Source organism: Oryzicola mucosus, assembly GCF_014534685.1.
In the GTDB taxonomy this organism is placed as follows: domain Bacteria; phylum Pseudomonadota; class Alphaproteobacteria; order Rhizobiales; family Rhizobiaceae; genus Oryzicola; species Oryzicola mucosus.
Window position 1 is genome coordinate 233996 of sequence record NZ_JACVVX010000004.1, and the last position, 13969, is coordinate 247964.

Genomic DNA, 13969 nt, shown 5'->3' on the forward strand with positions numbered 1-13969 from the left:
TCCTTCACTTGCATCAAGAACGGGAGGAACAAGCCATGACTTCAACTCAAAGCAAATTCTTCTGGTACGAATTGATGACCTCGGACATGGATGCCGCCGAGGCATTCTACAAAGCAGTGGTCGGCTGGCAGACCGAGCCATTCCCCGCATCGGACTTCAAATATGTGATCTTCAAGCCGAGTGACGCGCCCAAATCCGGAGTTGCCGGGCTTATGGCGCTGCCGGAAGAAGCCGCGGCGAGCGGCATGCGCCCGGCATGGCTCGGCTATATCCATGCGACAGATGTCGACGCGGCAACCGAATCCCTGCGCAAGGCCGGCGGCACAGTGCACCGCGAGCCCAGCGACATCCCGGAAGTCGGCCGTTTTTCCGTGGTCGCGGATCCGCAAGGCGCAATGTTCATGCTTATGACGCCCAATGGCGAAGGTGGCGAGCCGGCGCCACCCATGACACCCGGCCATATCGGCTGGCATGAGCTCTTTGCCGGCGAGTGGTCGGCGGCCTTCGACTTCTATGCCGGCCAGTATGGCTGGACCAAGGGCGAACCGATGGATATGGGCCCGATGGGCATCTACCAGATCTTCAACATCGATGGCGAGATGGCCGGCGGGATCATGACGAAAACCGCCGACATGCCGCATCCGTTCTGGCTGTTCTATTTCATCGTCAGCGACATCGACGACGCCGCGAAACGCGTGACCGACAATGGCGGCAAGGTGCTGATGGGGCCGATGGAGGTTCCCGGCGGCGCGTGGGTCGTCCAGTGCATGGATCCGCAGGGCGCGATGTTCGCTTTGGTCGGTTTCCGCAACTAGCAAGGACTCCGCGCCAGCGACAACGCTGGCGCGGATTTCCCGAGGAGCAAATATGTTCGCCAAGATTCTGATCGCCAATCGCGGTGAAATTGCCTGCCGCATCATTCGCACCGCGCGCCGCATGGGCGTTGGCACGGTGGCCGTTTACTCCGACGCCGATGCCAAGGCGCTGCATGTCGCGATGGCGGACGAGGCGGTGCATATCGGCGCGTCCCCCGTCGGCGAAAGCTATCTAGGTGGCGATCGCATCATCGAGGCGGCGAGAGCCACGGGTGCGGAAGCCATTCATCCCGGCTACGGTTTCCTGTCGGAAAATCCAGGCTTTGTCGACGCGGTGGTCGCAGCGGGGCTGGTCTTTATCGGTCCATCGGCGGAGTCGATCCGCGCCATGGGTCTCAAGGATGCGGCCAAGCGGCTGATGGAAAAGGCCGGCGTGCCGGTTGTGCCCGGCTATCATGGCGAGGCGCAGGAGATCGTCATCCTGGCCAGCAAAGCGCGCGAGATCGGCTATCCCGTGCTGATCAAGGCGCGGGCGGGCGGCGGCGGCAAGGGCATGCGCCGTGTCGACAGCCCCGAAGACTTTTCGGACGCGCTTTCGGGGGCGCGGCGCGAGGCCAAGGCCGCCTTTGGCGACGACCGGGTGCTGGTGGAGAAATATGTCGACAAGCCGCGCCATATCGAAGTGCAAGTGTTCGGCGATAATTTAGGCCATGCCGTCCATCTGTTCGAGCGCGATTGCTCCGCGCAGCGACGCCACCAGAAGGTGATCGAAGAGGCCCCTGCCCCCGGCATGACGCCTGAACTGCGCAAGGCAATGACCGACGCAGCGGTCAAGGCGGCCAAGGCAATCGGCTATTCCGGCGCGGGAACCATCGAGTTCATCGTCGATGCATCGCAGGGGCTGAAGGCCGACAGGTTCTGGTTCATGGAGATGAACACGCGCCTGCAGGTCGAGCACCCCGTGACGGAGATGGTGACGGGCATCGATCTGGTGGAATGGCAATTGCGCGTGGCGGCCGGCGAGCCTCTGCCGAAGAAGCAGTCCGAGATCAAGCTGGACGGCCACGCCTTCGAGGCTCGCCTTTATGCGGAAGACCCGGCCAAGGGCTTTCTGCCAGCCATCGGCACGCTGCATCATCTAAGCTTTCCGGAAGGCGCTGGGATCCGCATCGAAACCGGCGTGCGGCAGGGCGACGCCATTTCTCCCTATTACGACCCGATGATCGCCAAGGTCGTTACCCATGGCCAGGACCGGCAGGAAGCGCTCGGCAGGCTGGTGGATGCCCTGCTGGCGACGAAGGTCGCCGGTTCGATCACCAATGCGCGCTTTCTTGCAGCGCTTGCCAGCGACGAGGATTTCGCCGCCGGCGATGTCGACACCGGCCTGATCGGACGCAAGCAGGAGGCACTGACCGTCTCGGCCTCACCCAGCCGCGGAACGGTGGCGCGGGCGGTGGCGACGGCGGCGGCGAATCGTTCGCTCAAGTCCGACGACCCATGGTCGGGGCTTGCGGGCTATACCCATTTTCATCCCATCGCGCGCAAAGTCGGGCTCAAGCATGGCGAGCAAGCGATCGACGCGCGCTTCACCGTCCGCCGCGATGGCAGGCTGGAGGTCGCCATATCAGACGCAGCGCCCATAGTGCTGCGCGCCGAAGAAGCATCTGACGACGCAGTGGCGCGGTGGCCGGGGCACGTCACCCTGTTCGAGGAAGGGTATTCCTTCGATTTCTCGGTCAGCGATCCGTTCGCGCGGGCGGCAGACGCGGGAGACAGCGCGTCGAGCATGCGCGCGCCGATGCCCGGCCTCGTGAAAGTCGTGCGGGCGGCCAAAGGGGATATGGTGCGGAAGGGACAGCCGCTGCTGGTGCTGGAGGCGATGAAGATGGAACACTCCATCGCCGCCAGCCATGACGGCGTCATAGACGACATTGCGGTCGAAGGTTCGCAGGTCACCGACGGGACGGTTCTGGTGCGCTTCGCGGAATAGTGCAAACTCGCACTTTGCAGCGCACAAAGGGACCACGATGCAGCCAGCCAGTCAAAACACAACCGTTGCGCGGCATCGGTTCTATGAGGACGTGCTCGCCATTTTCATGGGGACGCTGCTGGCCGCACTCGGGCTCGCTCTCTACACCCATGCCGGATTGATCACCGGCGGCTCGGTCGGGCTGGCGCTGCTGCTCAACTATGCCAGCAGCTACCCATTCGGCGTTATCTTCTTCCTGATCAACCTGCCTTTCTATTACCTCGCCATGCGACGGATGGGCTGGCCCTTCACGATCCGGACCTTCGTAGCCGTGGCTGTCCTGTCGGTCCTGTCACGCCTGACGCCGCAGTGGATCAGTTTCGGCACATTGGAGCCCATCTACGCAGCGGTTGCCGGCGGGGCGCTGATGGGAATGGGGCTTCTGGTGCTGTTCCGGCACCGAGCCGGGCTCGGCGGCTTCAACATCCTGGCACTTTACATGCAGGATCGAAACATCATGCGCGCCGGCTATTTCCAGCTCAGCCTCGACCTCGCCATCCTCGTCGTTTCGCTGTTCTACCTCGACTGGCACAAGGTGGCGCTGTCGGTGCTCGGTGCCGCCGTCCTGAACATGGTCCTGGCGATCAATCACAAGCCCGGGCGCTATGCCGGCATGAGCTGATGCAAAAAGGCCGCGCCGATCTGTTCCGACCGGTCGCGGCTCTTTTCGTTGAAGTTCTCGGGGCGCGCCCCCCGCTCCCCAAATTGCCTGCCCTGCCTGTCTTCGCGCGGCTGCTCTTGTCGGCGCCGTCGTCTTGGTCTTGGGACCGCCGTCTTCCGCGGCTTGCGTCCTTTGCTTCCCTGTTGGAAGAAATCAGTGCGCGGTCATCCATTCGCGGGCTTCGCGCAGCGCCTTGGCGATGTCGGCCTTGGACATGGTCGTGGACAGTTCGGAGCGCAGCTCCGCGGCCCGGGCAGAGCCCTTGATCGCGGCGATGTTGAGCCACTTGTGAGCAGACACCACATCGGCCTCGCAGTCGCGACCTGCCGCATACATCATGCCGAGTTCCAAAAGGACGTCTGCCTGAGCGGTGGTTCCCATGACGCCGGAACCGGCATCGAGCATTTCAAAACGTGCCATTTTCAATCCCCTGTTAGCATCCTGAGAGCGCCCCGTTTTTCGCCTTGAGGTCTGCTCGTTCGATGGTTCGAGAATGCACCAGCCGCTTGAATCCGGCGTTAAATGGCGTGCTTAACGTCAAGAAAACAAAGTACAAACAATGGGTAAAGCAAGGAATTCATTAAGGATGGAGTCCCTTGGCCACGCTGGAAACTTCAGAAGATTCGACGAAAATTTCAGCGCGGCGCGTCAATGCTTCGCTAACCACGCCGCAAGCAGATCGAGAAAGCCGGCCGACTGAATTCTGAAAAAGGAGGCGTTCCGCGCGGAGACATTTAACCGCCTCCTACCCCGCCGTACCGCTTTCGCTTTGGCCAAAGCTGGATTACGCTTACGTTTGCGTAAGGAATGGCGGCGTGCCCGCCACGCGATGCAGCTCTGGGAGGACACACTATGCTTCGCATTTTGACGATGACTTTCGCGGCTAGCCTGTTGATGGCAGGAGCGGCCCTGGCTGATCCTATCGAAGGCAATTGGAAGACGGATTCGGGCGCTACCGCCGCGATTACCACCTGCGGCAGCAGCTTCTGCATCACGCTGAAGGACGGCAAGCACGCGGGCAAGCGCATCGGCACCTTCAACGCCGACGGCGCCAACGCCTATTCGGGCAAGATCACCGATCCCGCCAACGACAAGACCTATAACGGCAAGGCCTCGCTTTCCGGCAGCACGCTGAAAATGAGCGGCTGCGTGCTGGGCGGCCTGATCTGCCGCGGGCAGAACTGGAAGAAGATCTGAGCGAGTAGCGAGTAGCGAGTAGCGAGTAGCGAGTAGCGAGTAGCGAAGGATCGACGACGGCTCCTTCGGTCAACCTAAATCCCTACTCCCTATCGGCTGCTCGCTATTCGCCCCCTTAACCAATTTGAACCCCACATGAACGGCCCCCTCAGAGCCGGTTCAGTCGCACAGGAGCATTGTGGCGAACATCGAAGGAGACAACACGATGTTCGCCCGCCCCGTTCCACTGACAACCCTTCTGCCCCGCGCTCTGCTGATCGTCCTGGCCTTGGCGGCACCGGTGCTGGCCATGCCGCATCTGGGCCGCGGCGGCGGACCGGTCACGATCGAGGCGCCGACGATGAAGAAGACCGGCATGGGTTTCGTTCTTCTCGTCAGCCTGCAGCGGAACTGAAGCGAAAGCGTTCGTCCCCCCTCCCAAGCGGCGCTGCGACCCACTATATTGGGCCATGGAAAAGCGAATCTATCCGACACCCATCAAATCCGTCGTCTCACCCGAGCGTCTTGCGCCGCAGACTTTTACAGATGCGAAGGAAGCCGTTCAGGCGCTGAAGACGCTTTACGAGCGTAACACGGCCTTTCTACGCCATGCCTTCTCCGAACTGGCGCATGGACGTGGCGACAAGGAAAAGCGCTATCGCGCCTTCTACCCCGAGGTCGGCGTGACGACGACGTCTTATTCCCAGGTCGATTCCCGGCAGGCCTATGGCCACATGCCGATCCCCGGTCATTTCACCACGACAATCACCCGCCCGGATTTGTTCGAAAGCTATCTGGTCGAGCAGCTCAGCCTGATCATGCGCAATCACGGCGTTGCGATCATCGTGGGCGAGTCCGGCACTCCCATCCCTGTGCATTTCGCCTTTCTCGAGGGCACCCATGTCGACGGCGCGGCGGCGGACCGCATCAACCGGCCGATCCGCGATCTGTTCGATGTGCCGGATCTCGACGGCACCGACGACCACATCGCCAATGGCACATTCGAATTCATCCCTGGCGAGGCGCGGCCGCTCGCGCCCTTCACCGCCCAGCGCATCGACTATTCGCTGCACCGGCTGGCGCACTACACCGCCACCAGCCCGCAGCATTTCCAGAATTTCGTGCTGTTCACCAACTACCAGTTCTACATCGACGAGTTCTGCGTCTACGCCCGCAACCTCATGGCCAATGGCGGCGAAGGCTATGAGGCCTTCATCGAACCCGGCAACATGATCACGCGCGCCGGCGACGAAGGCCCTTCGGTGGGTACCACGCCACCGCGCCTGCCGCAGATGCCGGCCTACCACCTGCACAAGCCGGGCCATGGCGGCATCACCATGGTCAATATCGGCGTAGGCCCCTCCAACGCCAAGACCATCACTGACCATATCGCGGTCCTGCGCCCGCATGCCTGGTTGATGCTGGGGCATTGTGCCGGACTGCGCAACACGCAGGCCCTGGGCGATTACGTGCTGGCGCATGCCTATATGCGCGAGGATCACGTGCTCGACGACGATCTTCCCGTCTGGGTGCCGATCCCGCCGCTGGCCGAGGTGCAGGTGGCGTTGCAGGAGGCCGTCGCCGAGGTGACGGGGCTGTCCGGCTACGACCTCAAGCGCATCATGCGCACGGGCACGGTGGCGACCATCGACAACCGCAACTGGGAATTGCGCGACCAGCGCGGACCGGTGCAGCGGCTGTCGCAGTCGCGCGCCATCGCGCTCGACATGGAATCGGCCACCATCGCCGCAAATGGCTTTCGCTTCCGCGTGCCCTACGGCACCTTGCTGTGCGTTTCCGACAAGCCGCTTCACGGCGAGCTGAAACTGCCGGGCATGGCGACCGACTTTTACAAGCGCCAGGTGGCCCAGCATCTGACCATCGGCATCAAGGCGATGGAGAAGCTGGCTGAGATGCCGATGGAGAGGCTGCATTCCCGCAAGCTGCGCAGCTTCGCCGAAACCGCCTTCCAGTAATCGGGATGCGATCAGCACACGGAACCGTCGGCGACGACTGCGGAAGACGACCTTCATGAGGTTGCTCCGCAATCTCTGCTTCCTGGCGATGATGGTGGCGTCGCTGCCGCTGGTCGCGGGCTTCTTCGGCTCCCTGCATCCAGCCTTCGACTCGTTTGCCCACTTCCGGATTCACCTCGCCGCGGTCATGATCCTGTGCGCGCTGCCCCTCTTGCTCAGCGCGCTTCGCACGGAAGCGTTGATGGCGCTGGCCTTCGGCGTCGCAGCGCTTGCGACCGTGCGCGAGGACTTTACCTTCACCGGCGCATTCCCGGCTGAGGACATAAGCTCCCAGCCCGTCTATCGGCTGATGCAGCTCAACCTGCGCTACGACAATGCAGCGGTTCAGAACGTGATGAATCTGATCGAACGGGTCCAGCCTGACGTGATCACGCTTCAGGAGGTTTCCGCAGTCTGGCGCGGCAATCTCGGGCCGCTTTCGGAAACCTATCCCTACAACCTGATCTGTCCCGCCCCGCATGGCGTGTTCGGCGTGGCAATCTTCTCACGCCAGGCTTTCACGGAAGGTGCCGAAAAACGGTGTCTGGACTACGGCCGCATGGCGGTTGCGTCTTTCGATTTTGCCGGGCGCAGCACGGATGTGGTTTCGCTGCATCTGGATTGGCCATGGCCGGCCGCTCAGTCCAGCGAAATCGACGGGCTGGTGCCCGTGCTGTCCGCGCTGGGCGAGACCGCCCTGCTCGGCGGGGATTTCAACGCCACCCCATGGAGCGCCGCAGTGCATCGCGTGGGGGTGGCCGGCGGTCTGACAACGATGCCCTCACCCGGCCCGACATGGCTTTATCGAGCCCTTCCGCCCGTCATCGACAAGCTTGGGCTTCCCATCGACCAGGTGATGAGCAAAGGCGACCTGCGCATCCGTTCGGCGCGGCTTGGGCCACGCGTCGGCTCCGACCATCTGCCTGTTCTCGTCGAATTTTCATTCGTGCCGGGATCGGCGGTACCTGCCGAGCAGGAGACATCGACCGCCACCTTCCGTCAATCCGCGGCATTGCGGAGATGACGCGTTCTTAACAGCTGCACAGCACGACGATTTCGCGATACAGACGATGGATATCGCATCGCATATTGCCTCCCAGCCGCTGCTTCCCAACAGATCGCCCGGAGACTGCGCGCGATGCGCTGGTTTGACGATTGAGAGATAAAGATGCGCCTGCAGAACTGCCACAACTTCCATGACTTCCGTCGTCTGGCCAAGCGGCGGCTGCCGGGCCCTATCTTCAACTATATCGACGGCGCGGCCGACGACGAGGTGACTTATCGCCGGAACACGACGTCCTTCGAGAGTTGCGACCTGCTGCCCAGCGTGCTGCGCGGCGTCAGCACGGTCGACATGTCGGTGACGGTGATGGGCCAGAAGCTGGCGATGCCGGTCTATTGCTCGCCGACCGCCTTGCAGCGACTGTTCCACCATCAGGGCGAGCGCGCAGTGGCGGCAGCGGCGGGCAAATATGGGACGATGTTCGGCGTCTCCTCGCTCGGCACCGTCAGCCTCGAAGAGGCGCGCAAGATCAGCAAGGGCCCGCAGGTCTATCAGTTCTATTTCCACAAGGACCGTGGACTGAATCGCGAGATGATGGCGCGGGCCAAGCAGGCCGGCGTCGAGGTGATGATGCTGACGGTGGACAGCATCACCGGCGGCAACCGCGAGCGCGATAAACGCACCGGCTTCGCCATTCCGTTCAAGCTGAACCTCGCGGGCATGGCGCAATTCGCGATGAAGCCTGCCTGGGCGATCAACTATTTCACCCATGAGAGCTTCAAGCTGCCGCAGCTCGACAGCCATGTCGACATGGGCGGCGGCACCATGTCGATCAGCCGCTATTTCACCGACATGCTCGACCCCTCCATGACCTGGGACGACGTGGCCGAGATGGTCAAGCATTGGGGCGGGCAGTTCTGCCTGAAGGGCATCATGACGGCGGAAGACGCCCGCCGCGCGGTCGATATCGGCTGCACCGGCATCGTGCTCTCCAACCATGGCGGACGCCAGCTTGACGGCTCGCGCAGTGGCTTCGACCAGCTGGCCGAGATCGTCGACGCCGTGGGCGACAAGATCGACGTCATCATGGATGGCGGCGTGCAGCGCGGCACGCATGTGCTCAAGGCGCTGTCGTTGGGCGCCAAGGCCGTCGGCGTCGGCCGCTACTATCTCTTTCCGCTTGCCGCCGCCGGCCAGGCCGGCGTGGAGCGCGCGCTGGAGCAGATGAAGGTCGAGATCGAACGCGGCATGAAGCTGATGGGCTGCACGACCGTCGATCAGCTGTCACGGGCGAACCTGCGGTTTCGCTGAGGGCAGCCATAATTAAGCCGTCCTGGTTTCCGGTCTTGGAAAGAGGATCATCACTGGAGTTTTGAATGGCACCTTCTTCGAGCAGACTGCGCATCGCCGTGCTTTTCGGCGGGCGCTCCTCCGAGCACGACGTCTCCGTCATGTCGGCGACCAATGTCATCGCCGCGCTCGATCCCGACCGATACGATGCGGTGCCCATCTTCGTCACCCGCGAAGGTCAGTGGCTGCTCAGTCATCTCAACGATGGCGAGTTGGTGCAACCCACATCCGGAACCGAGATCTGCCTCGTGCCGGGAGGACAGGGGCGGATCATGGCGATACCAGAGCATGGCGACCCCCATGACCTGCCCGGGATCGACGCGCTGTTTCCGGTTCTGCATGGCCTGCATGGCGAGGATGGCTCTGTCCAAGGCCTCGCCGCGGTGGCTCGCGTGGCACTGGTTGGCTGCGACATTCTCGGCTCAGCAACAGCGCTCGACAAGGACATCGCCAAGCGGCTTCTGATAGAGGGTGGCGTGCCCACTGCGCGGTCGGCCACCATTCACCAAGGTTCCGCGCCAGACTTCGCAGAGTTGGAAACCGCGCTCGGGCTACCGCTCTTCATCAAGCCGGCGCGCCAGGGTTCGTCCGTCGGTGTCAGCAAGGTTGCGACCCGGCAGGACTACGATGCAGCGCTCACGGAAGGCTTCAGGCACGACCGCAAGCTTCTGGCGGAAGAATTCATCCAAGGACGGGAGATCGAGTTCAGCGTGCTGGAGGACATCGAAGGCGGGCTCTATGTTTCGCGTCCCGGCGAGATCGTGCCGGCCGAAAGCCACGGCTTCTACACTTATGACGCCAAATATATCGATGAGGCCGGCGCGGCCTTGAAAGTGCCGGCCGAACTGCCTCGGGAGGTCGAGGACGCCATGCGCGAGATGGCGGCGAAAGCCTTTCGCGTCGTCGGCTGCGACGCCATGGCAAGGGTCGACTTTTTCCTGACCCCCGACATGCGGTTTCTGATCAACGAACTCAACACGATCCCCGGATTCACCGACATCAGCATGTATTCCAAGGCGATGGCGGCAAGTGGGGTCAGCTATGCCGAAATCATCGACAGGTTGGTGGAACACGGGCTGGCGCGGGCCGGACGGGAGTGACGATGGCCGAGGTCAAACCGTCAGTTTTCTGACCCGCTGCGGTCTGCCAACCGGCCGAGATGCACAACAGCTGCCGCCAGCGCAATCAGAATTGCCGGTTGGAATAATGCACCTCCTAAAAGATTGGAAAGCATGATCAGCGTATCGTCCAGTTCAAAGGAGTTGCCTATGCCAAAGCTCCGGAAGCTGGCGGTTAATGCCGTTATCACGTTAACAATCATGACAAGAATCGCCGAGACGAATAAAAAGCTTGGCGCCAGTTCGATCAACTTGGCTTCGACCTGTTTCATCGTGACCCGCATTGTTCACACGCTCTCAAAAAGAAGCCCGCTCAATGGCGGCCTTTTTGCTTTTACATGTTGACGTAGACAGGCCCTTCGCCACCTTGCGGCGGCACCCAGTTGATGTTCTGGTTGGGGTCCTTGATGTCGCAGGTCTTGCAGTGCACGCAGTTCTGCGCGTTGATGACGAAGCGCACGTCCTTGGCGTCCGGGTCGGCGGCCGCATTTCCATCCTTGTCGACCCACTCGTAGACCCCCGCCGGGCAATAACGGGTCGAGGGGCCTGCGAAGACGTCGTGCTCCGACCGCTTCTGCAGTTCCATATCCTTGACCTGCAGATGGACCGGCTGGTCTTCCTCGTGGTTTGTCGAGGACAGGAACACCGACGACAGGCGGTCGAAGGTCAGGACGCCATCCGGCTTGGGATAGGCGATCTTCTTGTGCTTGGCGGCCGGCTCGAGCGACTGTGCGTCGGTTTTGCCATGTTTGAGCGTACCGAAGGGCGAGAAGCCGAACAGCGTGTTGAGCCACATGTCCAGGCCGCCCAAGCCGATGCCGAGCAGCGTGCCGAAGCGCGACCAGAGCGGCTTGACGTTGCGGACTTTCTTGAGGTCCTTGCCGATGTCGCTGTCGCGCCAAGCGTTTTCGTAACCGACGAGTTCGTCGTTGGCGCGGCCGGCTGCAACGGCTTCCGCCACATGGTCAGCCGCCATGATGCCCGACAGCACGGCGTTGTGGCTGCCCTTGATGCGCGGCACGTTGACCAGTCCAGCCGAGCAGCCCATCAGGAGACCGCCGGGGAAAGAGAGCTTGGGCACCGACTGCCAGCCGCCTTCCGTGATGGCGCGCGCGCCATAGCCGATGCGCTTGGCGCCCTCGAAGGTATTGCGAATGGCGGGATGCGTCTTGAAGCGCTGGAACTCCTCGAACGGCGCCAGATAGGGATTCTTGTAGTTGAGGTGCAGCACGAAGCCGACCGCGACCATATTGTCTTCGAGGTGATACAGGAACGAGCCGCCGCCGGTCTTCAAGTCCAGCGGCCAGCCGAAGGAGTGCTGGACGAGGCCGGGCTTGTGGTGCTCCGGCTTGACCTGCCAGAGCTCCTTCAGGCCGATTCCGTATTTGGCAGGCTCGCGGCCTGCGGCAAGATCGTATTTCTGAATCAGCTGCTTGGCGAGCGAGCCGCGCGCGCCCTCGCCGATCAGCACATATTTGCCCATCAGCGCCATGCCGGGCGCGAAGTTGGGACCGTGCGAGCCGTCGCGTTCGACACCCATGTCGCCGGTGATCACGCCGGTAACGGCGCCCTCGTCGTTGTAGACGACTTCGGCGGCAGCAAAACCAGGATAAATCTCGACGCCGAGCGCCTCAGCCCGACCGGCGAGCCAGCGGCAGACATTGCCCAGCGAAACGATGTAGTTGCCGTGATTGTTCATCAGCGGCGGCATCAGGAAGTTCGGCAGGCGGACGGAGCCGGCAGGCCCGAGCACCAGGAAATGGTCGGCGGTGACCGGCGTCTTGAACGGGTGGTCGCTGTCCTCGCGCCAATCCGGCAGAAGCTTGTCGATGCCGATGGGATCCACCACTGCGCCAGACAGGATGTGGGCTCCGACCTCGCCACCTTTTTCAAGCACCACGACGGAAAGATCGGCGTTCAATTGTTTCAGGCGAATGGCTGCGGCAAGCCCTGCAGGTCCTGCTCCGACGATGACTACATCGAACTCCATGCTTTCGCGTTCGATTTCGCTCATGCAATTCCTCCGCACTGGCTGGCCCGGCCGGGCATCTCGCTGGCTACGCTTCAAGTATAAACAGGGCGACAGCGCAAGACATCAACGCGTCGTTTTCCATTGAAGGCCGTAATTTCGCATCCATGTCGTTCAGGAGATAGCGGCTTCGGTCAATGCGGCGGACTGTCCCAAGCAACGCAGTTTTCGATATTCGCCAGCGCCAAACTGGGCAATACTTGGAAAATGAGCCGGCTTCTCGCCAGAAAATCAGCATGTCAGTGCCCCTGGCGGAACGCCATGCGGTTGTTGGGTTTTGCCGGATTTCTCGCGGGCGCATCCGCCGCTCATGCCGAGGAAGCGCACCGGATCGTCGCCGGCGCCTATTCCTTTTCCGACGAGCTCGGCGGCTTTCGCTTGCTCTCGGTCACCGGTGACGGAACGGTAGAAAGCCCTTTTGTCATCCGCCAGGAACTGGTTTCAGCGTCTCCGGTAACGCTGACGATCAGGGCGGAACGGCCGATCCGCGCTTTCGACACCTCCGGCAGATATGCCAACGGTTTCATGCATATGCGCGTCGAACTTCTCAACAACAGCGGCCATTCCTGGATCGAGTTCGAGTTCGAACTGCAGGAGGCTGAAGGCGTGCCGAGCACCTTCGGCGACGGGCTCTCGTTCGACCAGCGACAGCGCGACGGCAGCACGATCGGCTCGGAGACCTTCGCCCGCTTCAACCGTGCCTTCGAGCCCTATGACCAGTTGCGCTTCTCGCAAGGCAAGGTCGATCCGCTGGAGAGTGCCGGGTTCCGCTTCCTGGTCACCGACTACACCCCGCGTTGGACGTTCTATCTGGTGCAGGATCCACGCATACCGTCCTCATGAGCTTGCAATGACCTGCCATCGGATCGTAAATGCGGCATGACCGACGGCTCGGCTCCTTCCTATGATCTCCGCGAACTCCTCGCCTTCTATGCTGCGGCGGGCGTAGACGATGCGTTGTGCGACGAGCCCGTCGACCGTTTCGCCGAAAACGCCCAGCCCGCTCCGGCCCCTGCGCGCAGCGAGCCGCAAATGCGTGCCGAACCCCAGAACTCCGAACGACCGAAGGCTCTGCCACCGCAGCCGGCGCCGCCGCCAAGGATGCCGCAGCGCCCCGCTGTTCCGGATGAAGGCCAGGCGGCACTGGCGCGCGAACTTGCGGCGAAGGCGTCCAGCCTCGAGGAACTGCGCGAGATTGTTTCTGGCTTCGACGGTTGCAACCTGAAATTCACCGCCAAGAACACCGTTTTCGCCGATGGCAATCCCGAGGCCGACCTGATGCTGGTCGGCGAGGCGCCGGGCCGCGACGAGGACATCGAAGGCCGGCCTTTCGTCGGCCGCTCGGGCCAGCTTCTCGACCGGATCCTTGCGGCGATCGGGCGGGATCGCACCCAGGTCTACATCTCCAACGTCATTCCCTGGCGGCCGCCCGGCAATCGCACGCCGACGCCGCATGAGACCGAGATTTGCCGGCCATTCATCGAACGCCACATCGCCTTGGTCAAGCCGAAAGTCCTTGTGACGCTTGGCGGGTCATCGGCAAAGGTGCTGCTGAATACCAGCGAAGGCGTGCTCAGGCTGCGCGGCAACTGGCGGCAGCATGTGACCGCCGAGAATGTCACCATCCCGGCGATGCCGACTCTGCACCCCGCCTATCTTCTGCGGAACCCGGCGCATAAGAAGCTGACCTGGCGCGACTTTCTTGAGGTCAAGGCCAGGCTGCGTGCCGCTGTCTGACTGCTGGAACAGAGATCGGCTTTGATCTAACGCGAT

Annotated in this window: 14 protein-coding genes; 11 read left to right on the forward strand and 3 right to left on the reverse strand. The window is 62.3% G+C overall.

Going from position 1 to position 13969, the window contains the following annotated elements:
* Nucleotides 1-35 precede the first annotated feature (35 nt).
* Genes ICI42_RS14470 through ICI42_RS14480 form a run of 3 tightly spaced genes read left to right on the forward strand, consistent with a single transcriptional unit; the run spans nucleotide 36 to nucleotide 3466 of the window.
* Nucleotides 36-815: a VOC family protein gene (locus ICI42_RS14470; RefSeq protein ID WP_188165291.1), complete on the forward strand. Its 780-nt coding sequence runs from the start codon at nucleotides 36-38 to the stop codon at nucleotides 813-815.
* 52 nt (nucleotides 816-867) lie between these two features.
* Nucleotides 868-2805: an acetyl-CoA carboxylase biotin carboxylase subunit gene (locus tag ICI42_RS14475; RefSeq protein ID WP_188165292.1), complete on the forward strand. Its 1938-nt coding sequence runs from the start codon at nucleotides 868-870 to the stop codon at nucleotides 2803-2805.
* 37 nt (nucleotides 2806-2842) lie between these two features.
* A complete protein-coding gene (locus ICI42_RS14480) occupies nucleotides 2843-3466 on the forward strand; it encodes a YitT family protein (RefSeq protein WP_188165293.1) in 624 nt (207 codons plus the stop codon).
* Between the two features lie 192 nt (nucleotides 3467-3658).
* On the opposite strand, the gene ICI42_RS14485 is transcribed toward ICI42_RS14480, so the two are convergent.
* A complete protein-coding gene (locus ICI42_RS14485) occupies nucleotides 3659-3925 on the reverse strand; it encodes a sel1 repeat family protein (protein ID WP_188165294.1) in 267 nt (88 codons plus the stop codon).
* Nucleotides 3926-4357: 432 nt separating this feature from the next.
* Between ICI42_RS14485 and ICI42_RS14490 the strand changes: the two genes are divergently transcribed.
* From ICI42_RS14490 to ICI42_RS14515, 6 genes are all read left to right on the forward strand, one after another.
* Complete coding sequence (locus ICI42_RS14490) at nucleotides 4358-4702, forward strand: DUF2147 domain-containing protein (RefSeq protein ID WP_188165295.1); 345 nt, start codon at nucleotides 4358-4360, stop codon at nucleotides 4700-4702.
* A 205-nt stretch (nucleotides 4703-4907) separates the two neighbouring features.
* Nucleotides 4908-5096 carry a hypothetical protein gene (locus ICI42_RS14495; protein ID WP_188165296.1) on the forward strand — a complete coding sequence of 63 codons (189 nt, stop codon included), beginning with the start codon at nucleotides 4908-4910 and terminating at the stop codon, nucleotides 5094-5096.
* 55 nt (nucleotides 5097-5151) lie between these two features.
* Entirely contained in the window at nucleotides 5152-6657 is a 1506-nt protein-coding gene (locus ICI42_RS14500; protein ID WP_188165297.1) for an AMP nucleosidase, read from the forward strand.
* A 55-nt stretch (nucleotides 6658-6712) separates the two neighbouring features.
* Nucleotides 6713-7720, forward strand: a complete 1008-nt coding sequence (locus ICI42_RS14505; protein ID WP_230980364.1) for an endonuclease/exonuclease/phosphatase family protein — start codon at nucleotides 6713-6715, stop codon at nucleotides 7718-7720.
* Nucleotides 7721-7864: 144 nt separating this feature from the next.
* Nucleotides 7865-9010 carry an alpha-hydroxy acid oxidase gene (locus tag ICI42_RS14510; RefSeq protein WP_188165298.1) on the forward strand — a complete coding sequence of 382 codons (1146 nt, stop codon included), beginning with the start codon at nucleotides 7865-7867 and terminating at the stop codon, nucleotides 9008-9010.
* 65 nt (nucleotides 9011-9075) lie between these two features.
* Complete coding sequence (locus ICI42_RS14515; protein ID WP_188165299.1) at nucleotides 9076-10149, forward strand: D-alanine--D-alanine ligase family protein; 1074 nt, start codon at nucleotides 9076-9078, stop codon at nucleotides 10147-10149.
* 20 nt (nucleotides 10150-10169) lie between these two features.
* On the opposite strand, the gene ICI42_RS14520 is transcribed toward ICI42_RS14515, so the two are convergent.
* Nucleotides 10170-10439 (reverse strand): hypothetical protein, encoded by a 270-nt coding sequence (locus tag ICI42_RS14520; protein ID WP_188165300.1) that lies wholly within the window; start codon nucleotides 10437-10439, stop codon nucleotides 10170-10172.
* A 62-nt stretch (nucleotides 10440-10501) separates the two neighbouring features.
* Nucleotides 10502-12181, reverse strand: a complete 1680-nt coding sequence (locus ICI42_RS14525; protein WP_188165301.1) for an electron transfer flavoprotein-ubiquinone oxidoreductase — start codon at nucleotides 12179-12181, stop codon at nucleotides 10502-10504.
* Between the two features lie 276 nt (nucleotides 12182-12457).
* On the opposite strand from ICI42_RS14525, the gene ICI42_RS14530 reads away from it, so the two are divergent.
* Entirely contained in the window at nucleotides 12458-13039 is a 582-nt protein-coding gene (locus ICI42_RS14530) for a hypothetical protein (RefSeq protein ID WP_188165302.1), read from the forward strand.
* Between the two features lie 36 nt (nucleotides 13040-13075).
* Complete coding sequence (locus tag ICI42_RS14535; RefSeq protein WP_188165303.1) at nucleotides 13076-13933, forward strand: uracil-DNA glycosylase; 858 nt, start codon at nucleotides 13076-13078, stop codon at nucleotides 13931-13933.
* Nucleotides 13934-13969 lie beyond the last annotated feature (36 nt).

What these genes read in the sequence shown, in the direction of transcription:
- ICI42_RS14515 (WP_188165299.1), top strand. Translation starts at nt 9,076, where the DNA reads ATGGCACCTTCTTCGAGCAGACTGCGCATCGCCGTGCTTTTCGGCGGG.
- ICI42_RS14525 (WP_188165301.1), bottom strand. Translation starts at nt 12,181, where the DNA reads ATGAGCGAAATCGAACGCGAAAGCATGGAGTTCGATGTAGTCATCGTC.
- ICI42_RS14475 (WP_188165292.1), top strand. Translation starts at nt 868, where the DNA reads ATGTTCGCCAAGATTCTGATCGCCAATCGCGGTGAAATTGCCTGCCGC.
- ICI42_RS14500 (WP_188165297.1), top strand. Translation starts at nt 5,152, where the DNA reads ATGGAAAAGCGAATCTATCCGACACCCATCAAATCCGTCGTCTCACCC.
- ICI42_RS14530 (WP_188165302.1), top strand. Translation starts at nt 12,458, where the DNA reads ATGCGGTTGTTGGGTTTTGCCGGATTTCTCGCGGGCGCATCCGCCGCT.
- ICI42_RS14505 (WP_230980364.1), top strand. Translation starts at nt 6,713, where the DNA reads ATGAGGTTGCTCCGCAATCTCTGCTTCCTGGCGATGATGGTGGCGTCG.
- ICI42_RS14490 (WP_188165295.1), top strand. Translation starts at nt 4,358, where the DNA reads ATGCTTCGCATTTTGACGATGACTTTCGCGGCTAGCCTGTTGATGGCA.
- ICI42_RS14495 (WP_188165296.1), top strand. Translation starts at nt 4,908, where the DNA reads ATGTTCGCCCGCCCCGTTCCACTGACAACCCTTCTGCCCCGCGCTCTG.
- ICI42_RS14520 (WP_188165300.1), bottom strand. Translation starts at nt 10,439, where the DNA reads ATGAAACAGGTCGAAGCCAAGTTGATCGAACTGGCGCCAAGCTTTTTA.
- ICI42_RS14535 (WP_188165303.1), top strand. Translation starts at nt 13,076, where the DNA reads ATGACCGACGGCTCGGCTCCTTCCTATGATCTCCGCGAACTCCTCGCC.
- ICI42_RS14510 (WP_188165298.1), top strand. Translation starts at nt 7,865, where the DNA reads ATGCGCCTGCAGAACTGCCACAACTTCCATGACTTCCGTCGTCTGGCC.
- ICI42_RS14480 (WP_188165293.1), top strand. Translation starts at nt 2,843, where the DNA reads ATGCAGCCAGCCAGTCAAAACACAACCGTTGCGCGGCATCGGTTCTAT.
- ICI42_RS14470 (WP_188165291.1), top strand. Translation starts at nt 36, where the DNA reads ATGACTTCAACTCAAAGCAAATTCTTCTGGTACGAATTGATGACCTCG.
- ICI42_RS14485 (WP_188165294.1), bottom strand. Translation starts at nt 3,925, where the DNA reads ATGGCACGTTTTGAAATGCTCGATGCCGGTTCCGGCGTCATGGGAACC.